This window comes from Sulfitobacter sp. M13 (assembly GCF_053474885.1).
The window spans coordinates 2,856,799-2,875,526 of the sequence record NZ_CM130281.1; the positions used below are offsets into that span (position 1 = coordinate 2,856,799).

An 18,728-nucleotide genomic window follows, 5' to 3' on the forward strand; every position below is an offset into this window, starting at 1 on the left:
AAATATATAATTTACAGGGTGGTGCGGGCGGTGGGACTCGAACCCACACGGGCACAAGGCCCAACAGATTTTAAGTCTGGTATGTCTACCATTCCATCACGCCCGCATCGACGCGCACAATAGCCAGCTTGCGGGCGGTGTAAATGGTCAGATGCGGTCTTGGCGGTTCAAACGTCAGATCGTCTCATGAAAGAGGATGGTTCAGGTCTTATCCGCAAGCATGATTTCTTTGACCGCTTCCATCGCGACATAGGTCGACGTGTTGGCGACATAGGGCAGCGTGGTGACGGTTTCGCCCAAGAACCGACGGTAGGCCGCCATGTCACGCGTGCGCACCTTCAGCAGATAATCGAAATTGCCCGCAATCATATGCGCCTGTTCGATTTCAGGCACACGGCACACGGCCTCGTTGAAGGCCCGCAGGGCGACTTCGCGTGTGTCCTCCAAACGGACCTCGACAAATGCGACATGATCCAGCCCCAGACGTATCGGGTCTAACAGGGCGCGATAGCCCAGAATTATGCCGCTGTCTTCCAACCGTCTTAGCCGCGCTTGGGTGGGGGATTTGGACAGGCCGATCCGCTTTGCAAGATCAGTGATACTGATGCGACCGTCTTCGGCCAGAACCGAGAGAATCGCCGCATCGAAGCGGTCCATTTTGAAGTCGTCGTTTGTCACGTAGGAGGCCCAATAATAAAGCGGTTTACCCACCAATCTGGCCGGAATCAGGAACTAATACTACTATTCACGCGCTATTCTACAGCAATTGTTAATTGGAGTACCTAATGGCACGCGATTCGTCCCCTATTTTGCGCCACCAGATCGACGCAGGCACCTACACCGACCAAGACAACGTCTTGCGTGAACTGGCGCGCAACGCGCATCTGTCGCCAGAGGAACGGGTCAAGATCACCAAAGACGCCGCACAGATCGTGCGCGACATCCGAGGCCACACCTCCCCCGGTATCATGGAAGTGTTTCTCGCCGAATATGGCCTGTCCACCGACGAAGGTGTCGCGCTCATGTGTCTGGCCGAAGCACTGCTGCGCGTGCCTGATGCCGAAACCATCGACGCGCTGATCGAGGACAAGATCGCACCGTCCGATTGGGGGCGCCACATGGGGCACTCCACCTCGCCACTGGTGAATGCGTCGACATGGGCGTTGATGCTGACTGGCCGCGTGCTGGACGATGACCAACCTGGCCCCGTGCGCCACCTGCGCGCCGCCATCAAACGTCTGGGTGAGCCGGTGATCCGCACTGCCGTCAGCCGCGCGATGAAGGAAATGGGCCGCCAGTTCGTTCTGGGCGAAAACATCAACGCCGCGATGGAACGCGCCAAGGGCATGGAAAAGAAGGGCTATACCTATAGCTACGATATGCTGGGCGAAGCCGCCCGCACCGAAAGCGACGCCAAACGCTACCACCTGAGCTATAGCCGCGCGATCTCTGCCATCGCGACCGCCTGCATTCACAAGGACAGCCGCAAGAACCCCGGCATCTCGGTCAAACTCTCGGCGCTGCATCCGCGGTACGAGGTGGCGCAAGAGACCTCAGTCATGCGCGATCTGGTCCCGCGCCTGCGGGCCCTTGCCCTGCTGGCGAAATCCGCCAACATGGGCCTGAACGTCGATGCCGAGGAAGCCGACCGTCTGGGTCTGTCGCTGGACGTGATCGAAAAAGTCCTGTCCGAACCTGCCCTGTCCGGCTGGGACGGCTTTGGCATCGTGGTACAAGCCTACGGTCCCCGCGCCGGCGTGGTGATCGATGCGCTATACGATATGGCGATCCGCCATGACCGCAAGCTTATGGTCCGCCTTGTCAAAGGGGCCTATTGGGACACTGAAATCAAACGCGCGCAGGTCAAAGGCGTCGAAGGTTTCCCCGTCTTCACCCAAAAAGCCGCAACCGATGTGTCCTATATCGCCAACGCCCGCAAACTGCTGAACATGACAGACCGGATCTATCCGCAGTTTGCCACGCACAACGCCCATACGGTCGCTGCTGTACTGCACATGGCCGAAGACAAAGAGAAGTTCGAATTCCAACGTCTGCATGGCATGGGCGAGACCCTGCATAACATCGTGATGGAGAAACACGGCACCCATTGCCGCGTCTATGCCCCCGTCGGTGCCCATGCCGATCTGCTGGCCTATCTCGTACGTCGCTTGCTGGAAAACGGCGCAAACTCGAGCTTTGTAAACCAGATCGTCGATGAAGACGTGGCCCCCGAAGTCGTCGCCGCTGACCCGTTCGACAATCTTACCGAAAGCGGCCTTCACATCCCGACAGGCCCCGAACTTTATGCCCCTGCGCGTGTGAATTCGATGGGGTTCGATCTGATGCACACGCCGACACTGGATGTCATCGAATCTGCCCGTGCCCCGTGGAAGGCACACCGCTGGGCCGCCGTGCCCCTGCTGCACGGAGAGGCAAAGCCCAACAAAGCCGTGCGCTTGATCAACCCCGCTGCCTCTGGTCGCAGCCCCGGCACGGTGCGCAATGCCTCCGAGGCAGACGTGACCAAAGCACTCGACAACGCCGCCGTGTGGGACGCCCCGCTGGAAGAACGCCGCGAGGTATTGTTACGCGCGGCAGATATGCTGGAATCCCACTACGGCGAGATCTTTGCCCTGTTGTCACGCGAAGCCGGCAAGGGCCTGCCCGACTGCGTGGCAGAATTGCGCGAAGCAGTGGATTTCCTGCGCTATTACGCACAACAGGCGACCAACACGCCCCCTGCTGGCATCTTTACCTGCATCTCGCCTTGGAACTTCCCGCTGGCGATCTTCTGCGGGCAGGTCAGCGCGGCACTCGCAGCGGGCAACGCGGTGCTGGCAAAACCGGCGGAACAGACCCCGCTGATTGCCTTTCTTGCCGTGACCCTGCTGCATGACGCTGGCGTCCCCCGTCACGCGTTGCAACTGCTGCCCGGTGGCGGCGACGTCGGCGCGGCACTGACCTCGGACAAGCGGATCAACGGGGTGGCCTTTACCGGCTCGACCAACACGGCGCTACGCATCCGCTCCGCTATGGCCGAACATTGCGATCCCGGCGCGATCCTGATTGCGGAAACCGGCGGCCTGAACGCCATGATCGTCGACAGCACTGCCCTGCCCGAACAGGCTGTGCAATCAATCGTCGAAAGTGCGTTCCAGTCGGCGGGGCAACGCTGCTCTGCCCTGCGCTGCCTCTATGTTCAGGAAGACATCGCCGAAGACGTGATCGAAATGCTCGAAGGGGCAATGGACGCATTGGTTATGGGCAACCCTTGGGAGATCTCGACCGATGTCGGTCCGGTGATCGATGACACCGCGCAGCAGGGCATTGCCGACCACATCGACGCCGCCCGCGCTGATGGTCGGGTTATCGCCGAGCTCACAGCGCCGACTGCCGGCACCTTTATCGCGCCGACAATGATCCGCGTGAAGGGCATCGCCGACCTGGAGCGCGAAATTTTCGGCCCCGTTCTGCATATCGCCACCTTCAAGGCAACCGAGCTGAACAAGGTCGTCGATGCCATCAATGCGACCGGCTATGGGCTGACCTTTGGCCTGCACACACGGATCGACGACCGTGTGCAACATATCTCTGAACGGATCGAGGCGGGTAACATCTACGTCAACCGCAACCAGATCGGCGCGATCGTCGGCAGCCAGCCCTTTGGCGGCGAAGGTCTTTCAGGCACGGGGCCAAAAGCAGGTGGGCCGAACTACCTGCCCCGCTTCAGCGCGCCCGACCTCAAGGTGGTAGAGGAAGCATGGGACAGCACACAAAGCGACCTGCCCCGTCTGCCCGGTCACAGCGGAGCCTTCCTCGAAACCATCACCCTGCCGGGGCCCACGGGCGAATCCAACCGGCTCAGCACCCTGCCGCGTCCGGCGCTGCTGTGCATGGGCCCGGGCAAAGACACCGCGGCAGAGCAAGCCCGCGCCGTCACGGCCCTTGGCGGCAATGCGGTCGCACTTTCGGGCAGCATCGATGCGACGGCGCTGACCAATGGCCCGGCCTATGGTGGTGTCCTATGGTGGGGCGACGAGGCTACCGCACGCAAACTGGAGCAAGCCCTGTCTGAACGCGACGGGCCGATCATCCCTTTGCTGCGCGGGCTGCCTGACACCGCCCGTGTCCGCGCAGAACGTCACGTCTGCGTCGACACCACCGCCTCCGGCGGGAACGCGCAGCTTCTGGGGGCTGCCGGCTGATCTGACCAAGGGCGGGCGTTCCGACGCCCGCCCTTGACCACGCCCGCGCAATGGCTAAGGGTCAGCCCATGTTCCCCATTCGCGATCACAACCCGTCCGGCCGCACGCCCTATGTCACCTACCTGCTGATGGCGGTGAATATTGGCGTTTTCCTCAGTTATGTCGGGCTGTTCAGCGACGACCGCGCGCTCAACATCTTCTTTTTCGACTGGGCGCTCATCCCCGGCCGCGTCACCACGGGGGACGGCTATACCGGCATCTTCACCTCAATGTTCCTGCACGGCGGTTGGATGCATCTGGCCGGTAACATGCTGTTTCTCTATATTTTCGGTGACAATATAGAAGACGAGATGGGCCACGGCAGCTATTTGCTGTTCTACCTCGCCTGCGGCCTGCTGTCGGCACTGGCCCATGTAATCTCGGCCCCCTATTCGCCAGTTCCGACGGTTGGTGCCTCTGGGGCGATCGCAGGTGTGATGGGCGGCTACCTCTTGCTGTACCCCAAAGCCAAAGTCGACATCCTGATTATCTTTATTGTGTTCTTCCGTATCTTCCCGATCCCCGCATGGATCATGCTGGGCCTGTGGCTGGGGATGCAGTTTATCGGCGGCGTCGGGGCTGACCCCACTGTCGGCGGCGTGGCCTATTGGGCCCATGCTGGCGGGTTTATCGTGGGGATGGTTCTCACCATTCCGCTTTGGCTACGGTTGGGTGGGCCAAAGTTCTGGTCGACCACCGATGGGCACCCGCCGCATCCGCAAGCGACCTATCCCGCCAGTGCCAGCCGCATCCCAAAGGTAAGACGCAAATGACCGCCAGCACCCACACCGCGGCCTGTCACTGCGGCAGTGTCACCCTCACCGCCACCCTACCTGACGGGCTGGCCTCTGCCACGCGCTGCACCTGTTCCTTCTGCCGCCGCCGCGCGGCACCGGCCGTCACGGCAATCACCAGTGCGCTCAAGGTAACCAAAGGCGCAGAGCATCTGACGCTCTACACCTGGGGCTCCCATACGGCGAAGCATTATTTCTGTAAGATTTGCGGCATCTATATGTACCACCAGCGACGATCCGACCCGGCGCAATGCGGGGTCAATCTGGGGTGTATCGAAGGGGCCACACCCTGGACGCAGGAACCGATCCCCTACAGCGACGGCATAAACCACCCGTCAGACAAATAGCCGACGGGTGCTTCCAAATGGTATAAATCCTCGCCGAAGGCATCCCGCCCCCGGCAACCGGATCAACCGCGTGCGATTTTCGCAAATCCGCTGAACAGCGCCTCATTCGCGCAGACGATTTCACCATCGTCCAGAATGTTGCCTTCGGGGTTCAGTGGCTCGACCATGCCACCGGCCTCACGCACGATCAACAGGCCCGCTGCCACATCCCATTTGTTCAACCGGCGCTCCCAATAGCCATCGTAGCGACCGGCGGCCACATAGGCCAGATCCAGCGCGGCAGAGCCCCAACGGCGCACACCGGCGCACACCGGCAGGATGCGGCCCAGATCACGCAAGGTATCTGGCAAATCTGCGCGACCGGCAAAAGGCAGTCCGGTGGCAAAAATCGATTCAATCATACGCGAACGGCCCGAGACGCGCAGACGTCCTTCGTTCATCCACGCACCGGCACCCTTTTCAGCAAAGAACATCTCGTCCTTGGCGGGGTCGAATACAACGCCAGCAACGATCTGGCCTTTATGCTCTAGCGCGATGGAGACCGCCCAATGCGGCAGCCCGTGCAAAAAGTTGGTGGTGCCGTCCAACGGGTCGACGATCCAGCGCCGTGTGGGGTCTTGCCCCTCTTCGCCGCCGCCTTCCTCGGCCAACCAGCCATAGGTCGGGCGCGCGCTCATCAGTTCGGCTTTCAGCGTCTGTTCGGCCTGAATATCAGCGCGGCTGACAAAGTCGCCAGCACCTTTCATGGACACCTGAAGGTTCTCGACCTCACGGAAATCCTTGACCAGTCCGCGCCCCGCACGGCGGGCCGCCTTGATCATGATGTTTAGATTTGCACTGCCAACCATATTTCCGTGTCCTTTGATGGATCAGGCCGTGCGTATAAGCCCCCATACGGCATTTGCCAAGGGGGCAGCATCATCTGACGCAACGTGGCGCGCACGGTTCCCTTGCCTGCCTTCGATTAACATATAACGTGCCAGAAACATTGCTAAGGAGGAAAGCAAAATGTCCGACCAGATGAAACGAATTGTGCTTGCATCGCGCCCTGACGGGGCCCCGACGGCCGATAACTTCCGCCTCGAAGAGGGCCCTGTGCCCACGCCTGCCGACGGCGAAGTGCTGGTCCGCATCAAATACATGTCGCTTGACCCCTACATGCGCGGCCGCATGGATGACGCGAAATCCTATGCTGCACCGGTGCCGGTCGGCGGCACAATGGAGGGCGGTTCGGTCGGAGAGGTCATCGCCTCTAACAGCCCCGATTTCAAACCGGGCGACCATGCGTTCGGTATGCTGGGCTGGGCCACGCACGGCGTACTGCCAGCCAACCAGCTGCGCAAAGTCGATCCTGATCAGGTGTCGATCACCACGTCGCTTGGCGTTCTGGGCATGCCCGGATTTACCGGATGGCAAGGTTTGATGGAATATGGTCGCCCAAAGGAGGGTGAAACACTTGTCGTCGCCGCTGCAACCGGCCCCGTCGGGTCTATGGTTGGCCAGATCGCCAAGTCGCACGGGCTGCGCGTTGTGGGCATCGCGGGCGGCGCGGACAAATGCGCCATGGCCAAAGACCACTTCGGTTTTGACGAATGCATTGACCACCGCGCCTATGATGACGCGAAATCGCTGCGCGCCGCGCTTAAAGACGCCTGCCCCAAAGGCATCGACATCTACTTTGAAAACGTCGGCGGCAAAGTGCTCGAGGCCGTTATCCCGATGATGAACCCGCACGGGCGTATCCCGATCTGCGGCATGATCGCATGGTATAACGCCGGTGGGTTGGGCGCGAATGCTGCCGAAGAGTCGCTGACCGCGCCGAAACTGTGGCGCACGATCCTCGTGAACTTCCTCAGTGTGAATGGCTTCATCATTTCAAACCACTGGAACAACTTCCCCAATTTCCTCAAGGAAGTAGCCCCCAAAGTGGCAGATGGCTCCATCGCGGTGAAAGAGGACATCACCGAGGGCCTCGAAAACGCGCCACAGGCCTTCATGGACCTGTTGACCGGCGGCAACCAAGGCAAGGCCATCGTTAAGGTCGGCTAATACCACACAGGCAGGGGCGCACGCGCCCCTGCCCCATACCCGCCCGAGCGAACAGCCCCCCGCACCCCTTGAAAAACACGGCGTCACGTGTCATGTATTTTACGACACATGACGAAAAGGAATCCAGCCATGGGTGCGACGGCCTTTCAATCCGACAAAAGTGCAATTCCCTTGATCGACGTGGATGCAGATGGTGCCCTGCGCGCGTTTCACCTGCTGGGCGGGCGCAAGGTGATCAACCAGACGGTGCGCAACTCGCTTGAGGCGCATGATGTGATTGTCAAAGGCATCTCGTCCAAGGCGCTACTGCATCTGGTCGATACCGTGTCGGTGCTGTCCTCGGGCGACGCGCTGAACAAAGCGATCGGGATGAGCCTGCGCACCCTGCAACGCAAGAAGGCCGACAAGGGCAAGGATCGTCTGTCCATCGAGCAAAGCAGCCGTGCGTGGCGCTTTGCCGAGCTACTAGCGCAGGCGACCGATGTTCTTGGCGATCAAGAGGCCGCCGAGGCGTGGATGCTGGCCCCTGCCATCAGCTTGGACAACCGCCGTCCGATTGACCTGCTGTCATCGGCCGCGGGGGCCGAAGCCGTCGAAAACGCCCTCACCCGGATGGAGTACGGGGTCTACGCTTGACGCCTTTGCCGCCGCCCCTCGGGTCAGGCGCACTGCGTTTTTGGCGGCTGGATCAACGGCAGCATGCACCCACCTGGCATAGCGGCGAAGGCGCGTACCGTGTGGGCGGGCGCTGGAACAGCCGCGGCGTGCGGGCCGTCTATACCGCACTAGACCCTGCCACCGCGATCCTTGAAGTTGCTGTGCACAAGGGGTTCAAGGCGCTGGACACCGCGCATCATGTGCTGACATCCGGCCGTGTGATCGACCCGACCGCGGTTCATGTAGTGCAAAGCACGGATGTCCCGAACCCCAACTGGCTGGTGCCAGGCGCACATGGCGCAGGGCAGAAAAGCTTTGGCGATGCGCTGCTGCGCGATCATCTGTTCGTGCTGATCCCGTCCACCGTTTCGCGCCACAGCTGGAACCTGATCTTTGACGCGCATAAGGCCGCAGCGCAGTATGACGATGTGATGCAGGAAGACTTCGCGCTCGACCCGCGGCTGCACCTCTGACGGCGCAGCCGTGTGATGTCAGGCCCGTTGCAGCTTTCGCGCCTCTTCGCCTGCCAGACCAAGCAGCTTGGACATGAACGGCTTGTCCAGATCATCCTCGCGCACGGCAGCATACAGCCTGCGGGTGATGCCGTGTTCGGTCAGCGGACGCGTGACGTAATCATTGCTGTATTTCACTTCGCGCACGACCCAATCGGGCAGCACCGACACGCCTCTGTTTGATGCCACCAACAGCAGGATCACCGCCGTCAGTTCCACCTGCCGGATCGCCAGCGGTTCGACCTTGGCGGGGATCAGTAACTGGCTGAACACATCAAGACGTGTGCGTTCCACCGGATAGGTGATGAGCGTCTCGCCCCGAAAATCCGCCGCCTCGACAAAGGGTTTCTTTGCCAACGGGTGCGTGCTCGCGGCGACGAACACGGCCTTATAGTCAAAAAGCTCAACAAACTTCACGCCCGGCAGATTTTCGGGATCGGAGGACACCACCAGATCCACCTCTTCGCGCAGCAAGGCAGGCAAAGCGTCAAAGGCCAGACCGGGGCGGATATCGACATCCACATCGGGCCAGCTTTTGCGGAATTGTTCGAGCACAGGGAATAGCCATTCGAAACAGGCGTGACATTCAATGGCGATATGCATCCGGCCTGTGCTGCCCGCCCGCAACCCCATGAATTCCGCCTGTGCGGCTTCTAGCTGCGGCAAGACCTGCTGCGCCAACTTGAGCAACCGCAACCCCGCAGGCGACAGCTTTAGCGGTTTGGAACGGCGCACGAAAAGTTCAACGCCAGCCTGATCTTCCAAGCCCTTTACCTGATGCGACAAGGCTGATTGGGTGATGTTCATTGTCTCTGCTGCGCGGGCCAGCCCGCCGGCCTCGTGAATCGCCTGAATGGTGCGCAGGTGACGGAACTCAATATGCATATGAGGCGTTCCTCATGTTGAAGATGAAAGTTATGAGTTTGTTTCACAACCACATCTGTGCGACAAGAGTTGAAAGCTAAAAACAGGATCGTAAAAATGACCAGCCCCGCCGTTTCATTCGAAGTCTTCCCGCCCAAGTCCGTGGACGCGTCGTTCCGTCTTTGGGATACGGCGCAGGCCTTGGCACCGCTGGCTCCGCGTTTCTTTTCCGTCACCTACGGTGCGGGCGGATCTACCCGTGACCTGACCCATGATTCGGCCCATGTTTTGCGCCGCACGTCCGGGCTGCCCGTCGCCGCCCACCTGACGTGCGTGGGTGCCAGCAAGGCCGAGACGCTGGAAGTCGCCAATAGTTTTGCCGAGATCGGCGTGACCGATATTGTCGCCCTGCGCGGTGATCCCGAAAACGGTGCCGCGACCTTTACCCCCCATGCCGACGGCTTTGCAGATAGTGTCGAGCTGATCGAGGCGCTTGCCAATACCGGCAAGTTCACCCTGCGCGTCGGTGCCTACCCCGAACCGCACCCCGAATCCCCGGATCAGGCGCAAAACGTCGAATGGCTAAAGCGCAAGTTCGACGCGGGAGCGGACGAGGCGATCACTCAGTTCTTTTTCGAGACCGAAACATTCCTGCGGTTCCGTGATGCCTGCGCGGCAGCAGGCATCACCAAACCGATCACGCCGGGCATCATGCCTGTGACCAACTGGAAATCGGCACGCAACTTTGCCACCCGTTGCGGGGCAAGCGTGCCCGTCGCACTGGACGAAGCCTATGCCGCTGCGATCCGGGATGACCGTCATGACCTGCTGTCCACCGCGCTTTGCACCGAAATGTGCAGTGAACTGGTGTCGGAAGGCGTCGAGAACCTGCACTTCTACACGCTCAACCGGCCGGAACTGACCCGCGCCGTGTGTCGCGCCCTTGGCGTGTCGGCGCAAACATCGCTGTCCGACGTGGCGTAAGACCACCTCACAACTTGCCCTTGGGTCAAGAACAACGGCACTCTTCTCCGGCACGCAACTGCCGGAGATTTTTTATGCCACGCCTTGCCGAAACACCCCAAGATTTACTGAGCCAGTCCGAAGCGCTTGCGCTTAGCGGGCTGGAGTTCATGCAGAAAATTCTGGACGGTACCAACCCCGGGCCGCCCATCGGTGCGACTATGGGCTATATGCTGCACGACATTTCGGACGGGCGCGCGGTGTTTCGTGGCACGCCCGAGTTCAACGTGACCAACCCCATGGGGACAGTGCACGGCGGCTGGTACGGTACCTTGCTTGATTCCGCGATGGCCTGCGCTGTGATGACAAAAGTCCCGCGCGGGTCGGTTTATACGACGCTGGAATACAAGATTAACATTCTGCGTTCGATCCCCTTGGGCATGCAGGTTGATTGCATCGGGACGACGGATCACGTCGGCCGCTCTACCGGTGTGGCGCATGGGGAAATTCGCGGGGTCGAGGATGGCAAGCTTTACGCAACCGGTTCGACCACCTGTATCGTGATGAAGATCGCCACCTAAGACGAAGGCATCGGGGCGTCTGGCCCGCCCCGATGCAACCAAGCTTATTCTGCTGCGATTGCGCTGTCGTTCAGCAAGGTCCACACTTTATGCGGCGTGAACGGCATATCGGCCTGACGCACGCCACGGTCCCACAACGCATCTTGTACCGCGTTCGACACGGCCGCCAGCGCGCCGACGGTTCCCGCCTCGCCGCAGCCCTTCATCCCCATCAGGTTTGCCGTCGACGGCACGGGTTCAGAGTTGAAGGACACAAACGGCACATCCGCCGCGCGGGGGATCGCATAATCCATAAAAGAGGCTGTCAGCAGCTGGCCGTCTTCATCATATACGACATGTTCCTGAATGGCTTGGCCGATACCCTGAGCCACACCGCCATGGACCTGACCTTCGGCCAGCATCGGGTTGATCAAATTGCCGAAATCATCGACGACGGTATAGCGTTCGACGGTCACAACCCCTGTTTCGGGGTCAATCACGACCTCGGATACATGCGCCCCGTTGGGATAGCTACGCCCCGGCAGGGTCGCGCGTTCGTGATGCATCAACAGATCGTCGCGGCCCTTCTGGCGGGCCATCTCGGCGACCTCCAGCATGGTGGGCGTCATGTTCGACCCGTCTGCGCGAAAGCGTTCATCGTCAAAGCTGATCTGCGCCGCGGGCACGCCCATTTCCTCGGACAGGAAGGCGGTAAAAGCATCGGTCATCTTGGCCACTGTGGCCAGCGTCGCCGTGCTTTGCGTGGTGACAGAGCGCGAGCCGCCAGTGCCGCCGCCCTGTTTGATCAGATCGCTATCGCCCTGAATGACGTGGATCAGCTCTGCCGGAATGCCCGTCTGGTCCGACAGGAATTGCGCATAGACGGTTTCATGCCCCTGCCCGTTAGACTGGGTGCCGACATAGATAAACACGGTGCCATCGGCATTAAACTCGACCTTGGCCCCCTCTGCCGGATCGCCAAGGATGCTTTCGATATAATAGCACAGCCCCTGCCCGCGCAGCAGCCCCTTGGCTGCGTCCGCCGCCTTACGCGCGGCAAAACCGTCGTGATCCGCCTCGACCGCAACACGGGTCAGCAGACGGTTGAATTCACCCACGTCGTAAAGCTCGCCCGTGGCCGAGGTATAGGGAAACTGTTCGGGTTTGATAAAGTTGATCCGCCGCAGCTCCCACGGGTCGACACCCAATTCGCGCGCCGCACGGTCCATCAGCCGCTCCAGCACATAAATCGCTTCGGGCCGGCCAGCACCGCGATAGGCGTCGGTCTGGACAGTGTTGGTGTAATATCCTTCGACCTGCAGCCACGTGGTCTGCACGTCATAGACGCCCATCAAAACCTTGCTGAACAGCAGCGCCTGAATGGGCTGGCCGAACTGGCTGTTATAGGCACCGAGGTTACATTTGGTGCTGACGCGGTACGCGGTGATCTTGTTGTTTTCGTCAAAGGCAAATTCCGCCAGTGACGTCAGATCGCGCCCGCCATTGTCGCTGAGCATGGCTTCGGTCCGGTCGGACATCCAGCGCACCGGACGCCCCAGGGCCCGCGCCGCCTGCGCAACCGAGAAGTATTCGGGATAAGCCGCGGCCTTCATGCCGAAACCACCGCCCGTATCGGGGTTGGTCACTTGCACATGATCGTCATCCAGCCCGAACACGCGCTTGAGGTTGCCCTTATGCACCCAAACGCCCTGCCCGTTGTTGGAAACATGCACCTTGCCGTCGGTCCATTCAGCATAACAGCCGCGCGGCTCCATCGCGTTGACGATGATACGGTTATCTCCGACGTTCAGGCTGACCGTTTTTGCCGCCGCGTCGAATGCCTTTTGCGTGGCCTCTTCATCCCCCATACCCCAGTCGAATGCCATATTGTCCGGCGCTTCGGCGTGCAGCGGCTCGCCGCCACGATCCAGCGTCATATGGGTGGGCAGATCGTCCACGTCGAACATGATCAGCTCTGCCGCGTCACGCGCCTGGTTCATCGTCTCGGCGATCACCACCGCAACAGGTTCCCCAACGAAACGCACACGGTCCTTGGCAAGCATGGGGCGCAACGGCTTGGCCCCTTCGCTGCCATCGCGGTTCTGCAACACCGTCGCGGCCATAGAGATGTCCATGCCGGCAGCTTCCAGATCCTTGATTGTCAGGACAGCGTGGACGCCGTCTGCCTCAGCCGCATCAGAGACATCGAGCGTCGTGATCACCCCATGCGCGACAGGAGACCGGAAGAAATAGGCATGCAGCGCGTCGGCAGGCGCGATGTCATCCACATAGCGCCCCTCGCCGGTCAGAAACCGCACATCCTCAACCCGTTTGACCGGTTGGCTTTTCCCGAACTTTTCCATCTGGCGGCATCCTTTGATCATCTTCGTGGCTTTGCGCCCGACCTTAAGCGCGAAACCGGCGATGTCCATACGATGCGCGGCGAAAGCTGGCACCGCGACGCCAAGTTTTCAACGCCCCAGCCTTCCCCTTTACGCCCCGCTCGGCTAGATCATCCCAAAGCTTAAAGCGCTACGCTAAAAGAAGGACGCTGATCATGGCCCTCGACAAGAATTTTGACGCCGCCCAGGCCGAAGCCCGCCTCTATGCCGCATGGGAAGACGCCGGTGCCTTCAAGGCCGGTGCCAATGCCTCGCGCAAGGAAACCTTCTCGGTCATGATCCCGCCGCCCAACGTGACAGGGTCGCTGCACATGGGCCACGCGTTCAACAATACGTTGCAGGACATTCTGGTGCGCTGGCACCGCATGCGCGGGTTCGACACGCTGTGGCAGCCCGGTCAGGACCACGCGGGTATTGCGACCCAGATGGTGGTGGAACGCGAGCTTGCCAAAGACGGCAAGCGCCGGACCGATTTCACCCGCGAAGAATTCACCGCCAAAGTCTGGGAGCAAAAGCAAAAGTCCGGGGGCACGATCATCGGCCAGCTTAAACGTCTTGGCACCTCGCTTGATTGGTCGCGCAACGCGTTCACCATGTCCGGTGCCCCCGGTGCCCCTGCGGGCGAAGAAGGTAATTTCCACGATGCCGTGATCAAAGTGTTCGTGGATATGTACAACAAGGGCCTGATCTATCGCGGCAAACGTCTAGTTAACTGGGACCCGCATTTTGAGACCGCGATTTCTGACCTCGAGGTCGAATCCACGGAAGTCGACGGTCACATGTGGCACTTCAAATACCCGTTGGCAGATGGCGCGACCTACACCTATGTCGAAAAAGACGAAGACGGTAATATCACCCTGACCGAAGAGCGCGGCTATATCTCGATCGCGACAACCCGCCCCGAAACCATGCTGGGCGATGGCGCGGTCGCGGTGCACACTTCGGATGAACGCTACGCGCCCATCGTCGGCAAACTCTGCGAAATCCCCGTCGGCCCCAAGGCACAGCGCCGCCGCATCCCGATCATCACCGACGAATACCCCGACAAGAACTTTGGCTCGGGCGCGGTCAAGATCACTGGGGCGCATGACTTCAACGACTACGGCGTCGCGAAACGCAACAACATCCCGCTGTACGCGCTGATGGACACCCGCGGTGCCATGCGCGCCGATGGTCTGCCCTATGACGAAGCCGCCGCCCGCGCACAGGCCATCGCCGAAGGCCGCGAAGACGCCCCTACGGACGCGACAGAAATAAACCTCGTGCCCGAAGAATACCGCGGCCTCGACCGGTTCGAGGCGCGCACAAAGGTCATCGCCGACATCACCGCCGAAGGCTTGGCCGTCATGGTGCCACCGACCGATCCGCGTTTGGGCAAACCCGTCAAAGCCCCCCTCGCCCCCGAAGAAGGCGGCGAAGAGCGTGACGAGACGCTGGTCCCGCTGGTCGAGCCCAAAAAGATCATGCAGCCGTTTGGTGACCGGTCAAAAGTCGTTATCGAGCCGATGCTGACCGATCAGTGGTTCGTCGAGACCTCGAAAATTGTGCAGCCTGCCATCGACGCCGTGCGCAATGGTGATGTCCAAATCCTGCCCGAACAAGACAAAAAAGTGTATTTCCATTGGCTTGAGAACATCGAACCCTGGTGCATCTCGCGCCAGCTGTGGTGGGGGCACCAGATTCCGGTTTGGTTCGACGACGAGGGCAAGGAATACTGCGCCGCGACCGAAGCCGAAGCGCAAGCAATGGCACCTGGTAAAACCCTGACCCGCGACCCCGATGTGCTCGACACGTGGTTCTCTTCCGGTCTTTGGCCGATCGGCACGCTTGGCTGGCCCGAGCAAACGGACGAGCTGGCGAAATACTTCCCCACCTCGGTGCTGATCACCGGTTTCGACATTATCTTTTTCTGGGTCGCCCGAATGATGATGATGCAGTACGCCGTGGTCGATCAAAAGCCGTTCGACACCGTCTATGTCCATGCACTGGTGCGCGACGAGAAGGGCAAGAAGATGTCCAAATCGCTCGGCAACGTGCTGGACCCGCTGGACCTGATTGACGAATACGGCGCGGATGCGGTCCGCTTTACTCTGACGGCGATGGCCGCCATGGGGCGCGATCTAAAACTGTCGACCGCACGCATCGCCGGCTACCGCAACTTTGGCACCAAACTGTGGAACGCCCACCGTTTCGCCGAGATGAACGGCGTGTTTGAAGATAACGTCGGGACGGTGAGCTACACCAGCCACACCCAGGTCGACCACACGCTGAACAAATGGATCATCGGCGAAACCGCCCGCGTCCGCGAAGAGGTCGACGCCGCACTGGATAACTATCGCTTCAATGACGCGGCCAATGCGCTTTATGCCTATGTCTGGGGCAAGGTTTGCGACTGGTATGTAGAGCTGTCCAAACCCCTGCTGCAAGACGATGCGCCAGAAGCCGCCGAGACACGCCAGACGTTGAAATGGGTGCTGGATCAGTGCCTTGTTCTGCTGCACCCGATCATGCCCTACATCACTGAAGAGCTGTGGCAGACCACCGCAACCCGTTCCAAAATGTTGGTGCATGGCGACTGGCCGACCTATAGCACGGTCGACATGCTGGACGCCGATGCCGACCGCGAGCTGAACTGGGTGATCAGCCTGATCGAATCTATCCGTTCAGCGCGTCAACAGATGCACGTGCCTGCCGGACTAAAAGTGCCTATGCTTTATACCGACATGGACGCCGCTGGCCAAACCGCATGGGACGGCAACGAGGCGATGATCAAACGTCTGGCACGGGTCGAAACCTTGGATAAGGCAGAGACTTTCCCCAAAGGCACCGTCTCTATCGCGGCACCGGGGGCCAGCTTTGGCTTGCCGCTGGCCGGCTTGATCGACATCGACGCTGAAAAAGCACGTCTGCAAAAGTCGCTCGACAAGCTAGGCAAGGAAATCGGCGGGCTGAAAGGACGTTTGAACAACCCAAAATTTGCGGCCTCCGCCCCTGCCGAAGTTGTCGCCGAAGCCCAAGGCAATCTGGATGCACGGCAAGAAGAAGCAGACCAGCTTCAGGCCGCGCTGAACCGCTTGGCGGAACTGGGGTAATCCGGGCTGCTTCCAAATGGCCTCAAATCCTCGCCGAAGGCGTGAAACTCTTTTGATGCACCAAAAGAGGCCTTCGGCGAGGATTTTTTACCATTTGGAAACGGATGTCTGCACAAGATGATCTGCGGTCCTCGCTGGGAAGCAACGATCGTCCATTTGGAAGGCCCCGTCTGAGCAATCAGGCGGGGCTGACTTTTTCGCGGCGTTAGTCTATGAAAACCGCGGGACGTTTGCCGAACTCTGCGGCGATAACCTCCATCTGGTGCGGGCGTCCTAGCAGCGCGGCCTGTTCGCGGGATTCCGCCAGCAATACGGCATCCGCATCGCCTACCTCGGCAAAGGCGGTGAGACGTTTAGCGGCTATTATCGCGCTCGGGCTTTTGCCGGCGATTGTGGTGGCGAGCGCCATCGCGGCGGCCAGCGGATCTTCGGTGATTTGGGTGATCAGCCCCCAGCGTTCGGCCTGTTCTGCCCCGATGGGTTGTGCGGTATAGGTCAACAGCCGCAACACATCGCCACGCACCAGTTTGGGCAGCAACACCATGCCGCCCATATCCGGCACGATGCCCCATTTCATTTCCATCACGGCCATTTCGGTATCGGGGGCAGCGATGCGGATATCGGCCCCAAGGGCCAGCTGCAGGCCCGCGCCATAGGTCTTGCCGTGCAGTGCCGCGATCACGGGCACGCCGACGCGGGTCCAGACCATTGCCACCTCTTGCCACTGGTTCGTGGTCCCGTCGCCGTGGGTACGCGTCATCATCCGTTCGGTCGGGTCACCGCCGGCAAGCGCGCCCATGCCACCGATGTCGATGCCTGCGCAGAACGCCTTGCCCTCGCCCGAAATGACCACCGCCCGCGCATTGGACGCAGCCACCTCGTTTCCGGCAGCGATCACAGCGTCGATCATGTCTTGGTCAACGGCATTCATTTTGTCGGCGCGGGTCAGGCGCACATGGGCGATGTGGTTGTCATAGGTGACGGAAACGCGGCTCATAGGATCCTCCTTGAATTTTGGCTAGTTTGGCCACGAAGTCTGCGTGTTGCAAAGCGAAACGCTACGGCACCCAACACCGCGCGCGCTGGTGCGGATGTGGCTTGCCCGAAGGAGGTCAGATGCAGTAACTGGAACGCATGACACAGTATCGCCTCACCCCGCTTGCCGACGCCCTGCCCTCTACCGTGCCGTTTGTCGGTCCTGAAACACAGGAACGCGCCATGGGCCGCGCCTTTGACGCGCGGCTGGGGGCGAACGAGAACGTCTTTGGCCCGTCCCCCCGCGCGATTGATGCGATGGCTAAAACCGAACAGTGGATGTATGGCGATCCCGAAAGCCATGATCTACGCGCGGCCCTTGCAGCGCATCATGGCATCACGCCCGAGAGCATCATCGTTGGCGAAGGCATCGACGGGTTGCTGAGCTATCTTGTGCGCCTCATGGTGGCAGACGGCGACGCGGTCGTGACGTCTGACGGGGCCTATCCGACATTTAACTATCACGTGGCGGGCTTTGGTGGGGTGCTTCACAAAGTGCCCTATGCAGACGATCACGAGGATCCGGCGGCGCTGTTTGCCAAGGCCGCCGAGCTAGACGCCAAGCTGGTCTATCTGGCCAACCCAGACAACCCCATGGGCAGCTGGCACGACGGACACGTCATCACCCGCGCGCTAGAGGCTTTGCCGCAAGGATGCCTGCTGGTGCTCGACGAGGCCTATGTCGATTGCGCCCCCGATGGGACCGCCCCCGACCTGTCTGCCGATGATCCGCGCCTGATCCGCATGCGCACCTTTTCCAAGGCGCATGGATTGGCAGGGGCGCGGGTCGGCTATGCCATCGCTGCGCCGGATCTGATTACGGCCTTTGGCAAGGTGCGAAACCACTTTGGGATGAACCGTGCTGCCCAAGCAGGCGCCCTCGCTGCGCTGCAAGACAGCAACTGGCTGGCGCATATTCAAGCCCAGATTGCCAGCGCACGCGACCGGATCTCGCAGATCGCATCTGACAACGGGCTGACGTCCCTGCCCTCTGCCGCGAATTTCGTCGCAATCGACTGCGGTGCTGACGGCAGCTTTGCCAAGGCGGTGCTGGACGGGCTGGTGGCGCGCGGTGTCTTTGTGCGCATGCCGTTTGCCGCGCCGCAAAACCGCTGCATCCGCGTCAGCTGTGGCACGCCGGAAAACCTTGATGCTTTTGCCGCGGCCTTGCCCGCGGCACTTGCGGATGCGCGAAAAACCTGATGCGGC

At 60.7% G+C, this 18,728-nt stretch carries 15 protein-coding genes and 1 tRNA gene; 10 read left to right on the plus strand and 6 right to left on the minus strand.

All coding sequences use genetic code 11. The features are described from left to right. Positions 1-19: 19 nt before the first annotated feature. A tRNA-Leu gene (locus ACVBAU_RS13650) sits at positions 20-106 on the minus strand. Positions 107-201: 95 nt separating this feature from the next. Continuing rightward, complete coding sequence (locus tag ACVBAU_RS13655; protein ID WP_138925080.1) at positions 202-657, minus strand: Lrp/AsnC family transcriptional regulator; 456 nt, start codon at positions 655-657, stop codon at positions 202-204. A 128-nt stretch (positions 658-785) separates the two neighbouring features. Here ACVBAU_RS13655 and putA point away from each other — a divergent pair, with 128 nt between their 5' ends. The 3 genes from putA to ACVBAU_RS13670 all read left to right on the plus strand — a co-directional run bounded on the left by putA (position 786) and on the right by ACVBAU_RS13670 (position 5,385). After that, on the plus strand, positions 786-4,205 hold the full coding sequence (putA, locus tag ACVBAU_RS13660) for a bifunctional proline dehydrogenase/L-glutamate gamma-semialdehyde dehydrogenase PutA (protein WP_448326785.1): 3,420 nt from the start codon (positions 786-788) through the stop codon (positions 4,203-4,205). A 68-nt stretch (positions 4,206-4,273) separates the two neighbouring features. Further along, positions 4,274-5,017, plus strand: a complete 744-nt coding sequence (locus ACVBAU_RS13665; RefSeq protein ID WP_138922841.1) for a rhomboid family intramembrane serine protease — start codon at positions 4,274-4,276, stop codon at positions 5,015-5,017. Next, complete coding sequence (locus ACVBAU_RS13670; protein ID WP_138922840.1) at positions 5,014-5,385, plus strand: GFA family protein; 372 nt, start codon at positions 5,014-5,016, stop codon at positions 5,383-5,385. Before ACVBAU_RS13665 ends, ACVBAU_RS13670 begins: the two co-directional genes overlap by 4 nt. 62 nt (positions 5,386-5,447) lie before the next feature. Here the strand turns inward: ACVBAU_RS13670 and ACVBAU_RS13675 are convergent, their stop codons facing one another. Continuing rightward, a complete protein-coding gene (locus ACVBAU_RS13675) occupies positions 5,448-6,233 on the minus strand; it encodes an inositol monophosphatase family protein (protein ID WP_138922839.1) in 786 nt (261 codons plus the stop codon). 160 nt (positions 6,234-6,393) lie between these two features. Here ACVBAU_RS13675 and ACVBAU_RS13680 point away from each other — a divergent pair, with 160 nt between their 5' ends. The 3 genes from ACVBAU_RS13680 to ACVBAU_RS13690 all read left to right on the plus strand — a co-directional run bounded on the left by ACVBAU_RS13680 (position 6,394) and on the right by ACVBAU_RS13690 (position 8,564). Next, positions 6,394-7,434 (plus strand): NADP-dependent oxidoreductase, encoded by a 1,041-nt coding sequence (locus ACVBAU_RS13680; RefSeq protein ID WP_138922838.1) that lies wholly within the window; start codon positions 6,394-6,396, stop codon positions 7,432-7,434. Between the two features lie 129 nt (positions 7,435-7,563). Beyond that, positions 7,564-8,070 (plus strand): type II RES/Xre toxin-antitoxin system antitoxin, encoded by a 507-nt coding sequence (parS, locus tag ACVBAU_RS13685; RefSeq protein ID WP_138922837.1) that lies wholly within the window; start codon positions 7,564-7,566, stop codon positions 8,068-8,070. Next, entirely contained in the window at positions 8,067-8,564 is a 498-nt protein-coding gene (locus ACVBAU_RS13690) for an RES family NAD+ phosphorylase (protein ID WP_138922836.1), read from the plus strand. Before parS ends, ACVBAU_RS13690 begins: the two co-directional genes overlap by 4 nt. 18 nt (positions 8,565-8,582) lie before the next feature. On the opposite strand, the gene ACVBAU_RS13695 is transcribed toward ACVBAU_RS13690, so the two are convergent. Further along, positions 8,583-9,488 carry a LysR family transcriptional regulator gene (locus tag ACVBAU_RS13695; RefSeq protein WP_138922835.1) on the minus strand — a complete coding sequence of 302 codons (906 nt, stop codon included), beginning with the start codon at positions 9,486-9,488 and terminating at the stop codon, positions 8,583-8,585. A 96-nt stretch (positions 9,489-9,584) separates the two neighbouring features. On the opposite strand from ACVBAU_RS13695, the gene metF reads away from it, so the two are divergent. Together metF and ACVBAU_RS13705 are read left to right on the plus strand one after the other, a co-directional pair. Next, the gene (metF, locus tag ACVBAU_RS13700; protein WP_448326786.1) at positions 9,585-10,451 is read left to right on the plus strand and encodes a methylenetetrahydrofolate reductase [NAD(P)H]; all 867 of its coding nucleotides are present in this window, start codon (positions 9,585-9,587) and stop codon (positions 10,449-10,451) included. Between the two features lie 74 nt (positions 10,452-10,525). Beyond that, the gene (locus tag ACVBAU_RS13705) at positions 10,526-11,011 is read left to right on the plus strand and encodes a PaaI family thioesterase (RefSeq protein WP_093732389.1); all 486 of its coding nucleotides are present in this window, start codon (positions 10,526-10,528) and stop codon (positions 11,009-11,011) included. Between the two features lie 44 nt (positions 11,012-11,055). Here the strand turns inward: ACVBAU_RS13705 and ACVBAU_RS13710 are convergent, their stop codons facing one another. Next, on the minus strand, positions 11,056-13,353 hold the full coding sequence (locus tag ACVBAU_RS13710) for a xanthine dehydrogenase family protein molybdopterin-binding subunit (protein ID WP_335745516.1): 2,298 nt from the start codon (positions 13,351-13,353) through the stop codon (positions 11,056-11,058). A gap of 194 nt (positions 13,354-13,547) precedes the next feature. Here ACVBAU_RS13710 and ACVBAU_RS13715 point away from each other — a divergent pair, with 194 nt between their 5' ends. Beyond that, entirely contained in the window at positions 13,548-16,484 is a 2,937-nt protein-coding gene (locus ACVBAU_RS13715; protein WP_448326787.1) for a valine--tRNA ligase, read from the plus strand. A gap of 205 nt (positions 16,485-16,689) precedes the next feature. Here the strand turns inward: ACVBAU_RS13715 and ACVBAU_RS13720 are convergent, their stop codons facing one another. Continuing rightward, entirely contained in the window at positions 16,690-17,481 is a 792-nt protein-coding gene (locus ACVBAU_RS13720; RefSeq protein ID WP_448326788.1) for a crotonase/enoyl-CoA hydratase family protein, read from the minus strand. Positions 17,482-17,618: 137 nt separating this feature from the next. On the opposite strand from ACVBAU_RS13720, the gene ACVBAU_RS13725 reads away from it, so the two are divergent. Further along, positions 17,619-18,722 carry a pyridoxal phosphate-dependent aminotransferase gene (locus ACVBAU_RS13725; protein WP_448326789.1) on the plus strand — a complete coding sequence of 368 codons (1,104 nt, stop codon included), beginning with the start codon at positions 17,619-17,621 and terminating at the stop codon, positions 18,720-18,722. The last annotated feature ends 6 nt before the right edge of the window (positions 18,723-18,728 follow it).

Coding starts and splice junctions, on each gene's coding strand:
- putA (WP_448326785.1), top strand. CDS start 786: ATGGCACGCGATTCGTCCCCTATTTTGCGCCACCAGATCGACGCAGGC.
- ACVBAU_RS13655 (WP_138925080.1), bottom strand. CDS start 657: ATGGACCGCTTCGATGCGGCGATTCTCTCGGTTCTGGCCGAAGACGGT.
- ACVBAU_RS13720 (WP_448326788.1), bottom strand. CDS start 17,481: ATGAGCCGCGTTTCCGTCACCTATGACAACCACATCGCCCATGTGCGC.
- ACVBAU_RS13725 (WP_448326789.1), top strand. CDS start 17,619: ATGACACAGTATCGCCTCACCCCGCTTGCCGACGCCCTGCCCTCTACC.
- ACVBAU_RS13695 (WP_138922835.1), bottom strand. CDS start 9,488: ATGCATATTGAGTTCCGTCACCTGCGCACCATTCAGGCGATTCACGAG.
- ACVBAU_RS13710 (WP_335745516.1), bottom strand. CDS start 13,353: ATGGAAAAGTTCGGGAAAAGCCAACCGGTCAAACGGGTTGAGGATGTG.
- ACVBAU_RS13715 (WP_448326787.1), top strand. CDS start 13,548: ATGGCCCTCGACAAGAATTTTGACGCCGCCCAGGCCGAAGCCCGCCTC.
- ACVBAU_RS13665 (WP_138922841.1), top strand. CDS start 4,274: ATGTTCCCCATTCGCGATCACAACCCGTCCGGCCGCACGCCCTATGTC.
- parS (WP_138922837.1), top strand. CDS start 7,564: ATGGGTGCGACGGCCTTTCAATCCGACAAAAGTGCAATTCCCTTGATC.
- ACVBAU_RS13675 (WP_138922839.1), bottom strand. CDS start 6,233: ATGGTTGGCAGTGCAAATCTAAACATCATGATCAAGGCGGCCCGCCGT.
- metF (WP_448326786.1), top strand. CDS start 9,585: ATGACCAGCCCCGCCGTTTCATTCGAAGTCTTCCCGCCCAAGTCCGTG.
- ACVBAU_RS13680 (WP_138922838.1), top strand. CDS start 6,394: ATGTCCGACCAGATGAAACGAATTGTGCTTGCATCGCGCCCTGACGGG.
- ACVBAU_RS13705 (WP_093732389.1), top strand. CDS start 10,526: ATGCCACGCCTTGCCGAAACACCCCAAGATTTACTGAGCCAGTCCGAA.
- ACVBAU_RS13670 (WP_138922840.1), top strand. CDS start 5,014: ATGACCGCCAGCACCCACACCGCGGCCTGTCACTGCGGCAGTGTCACC.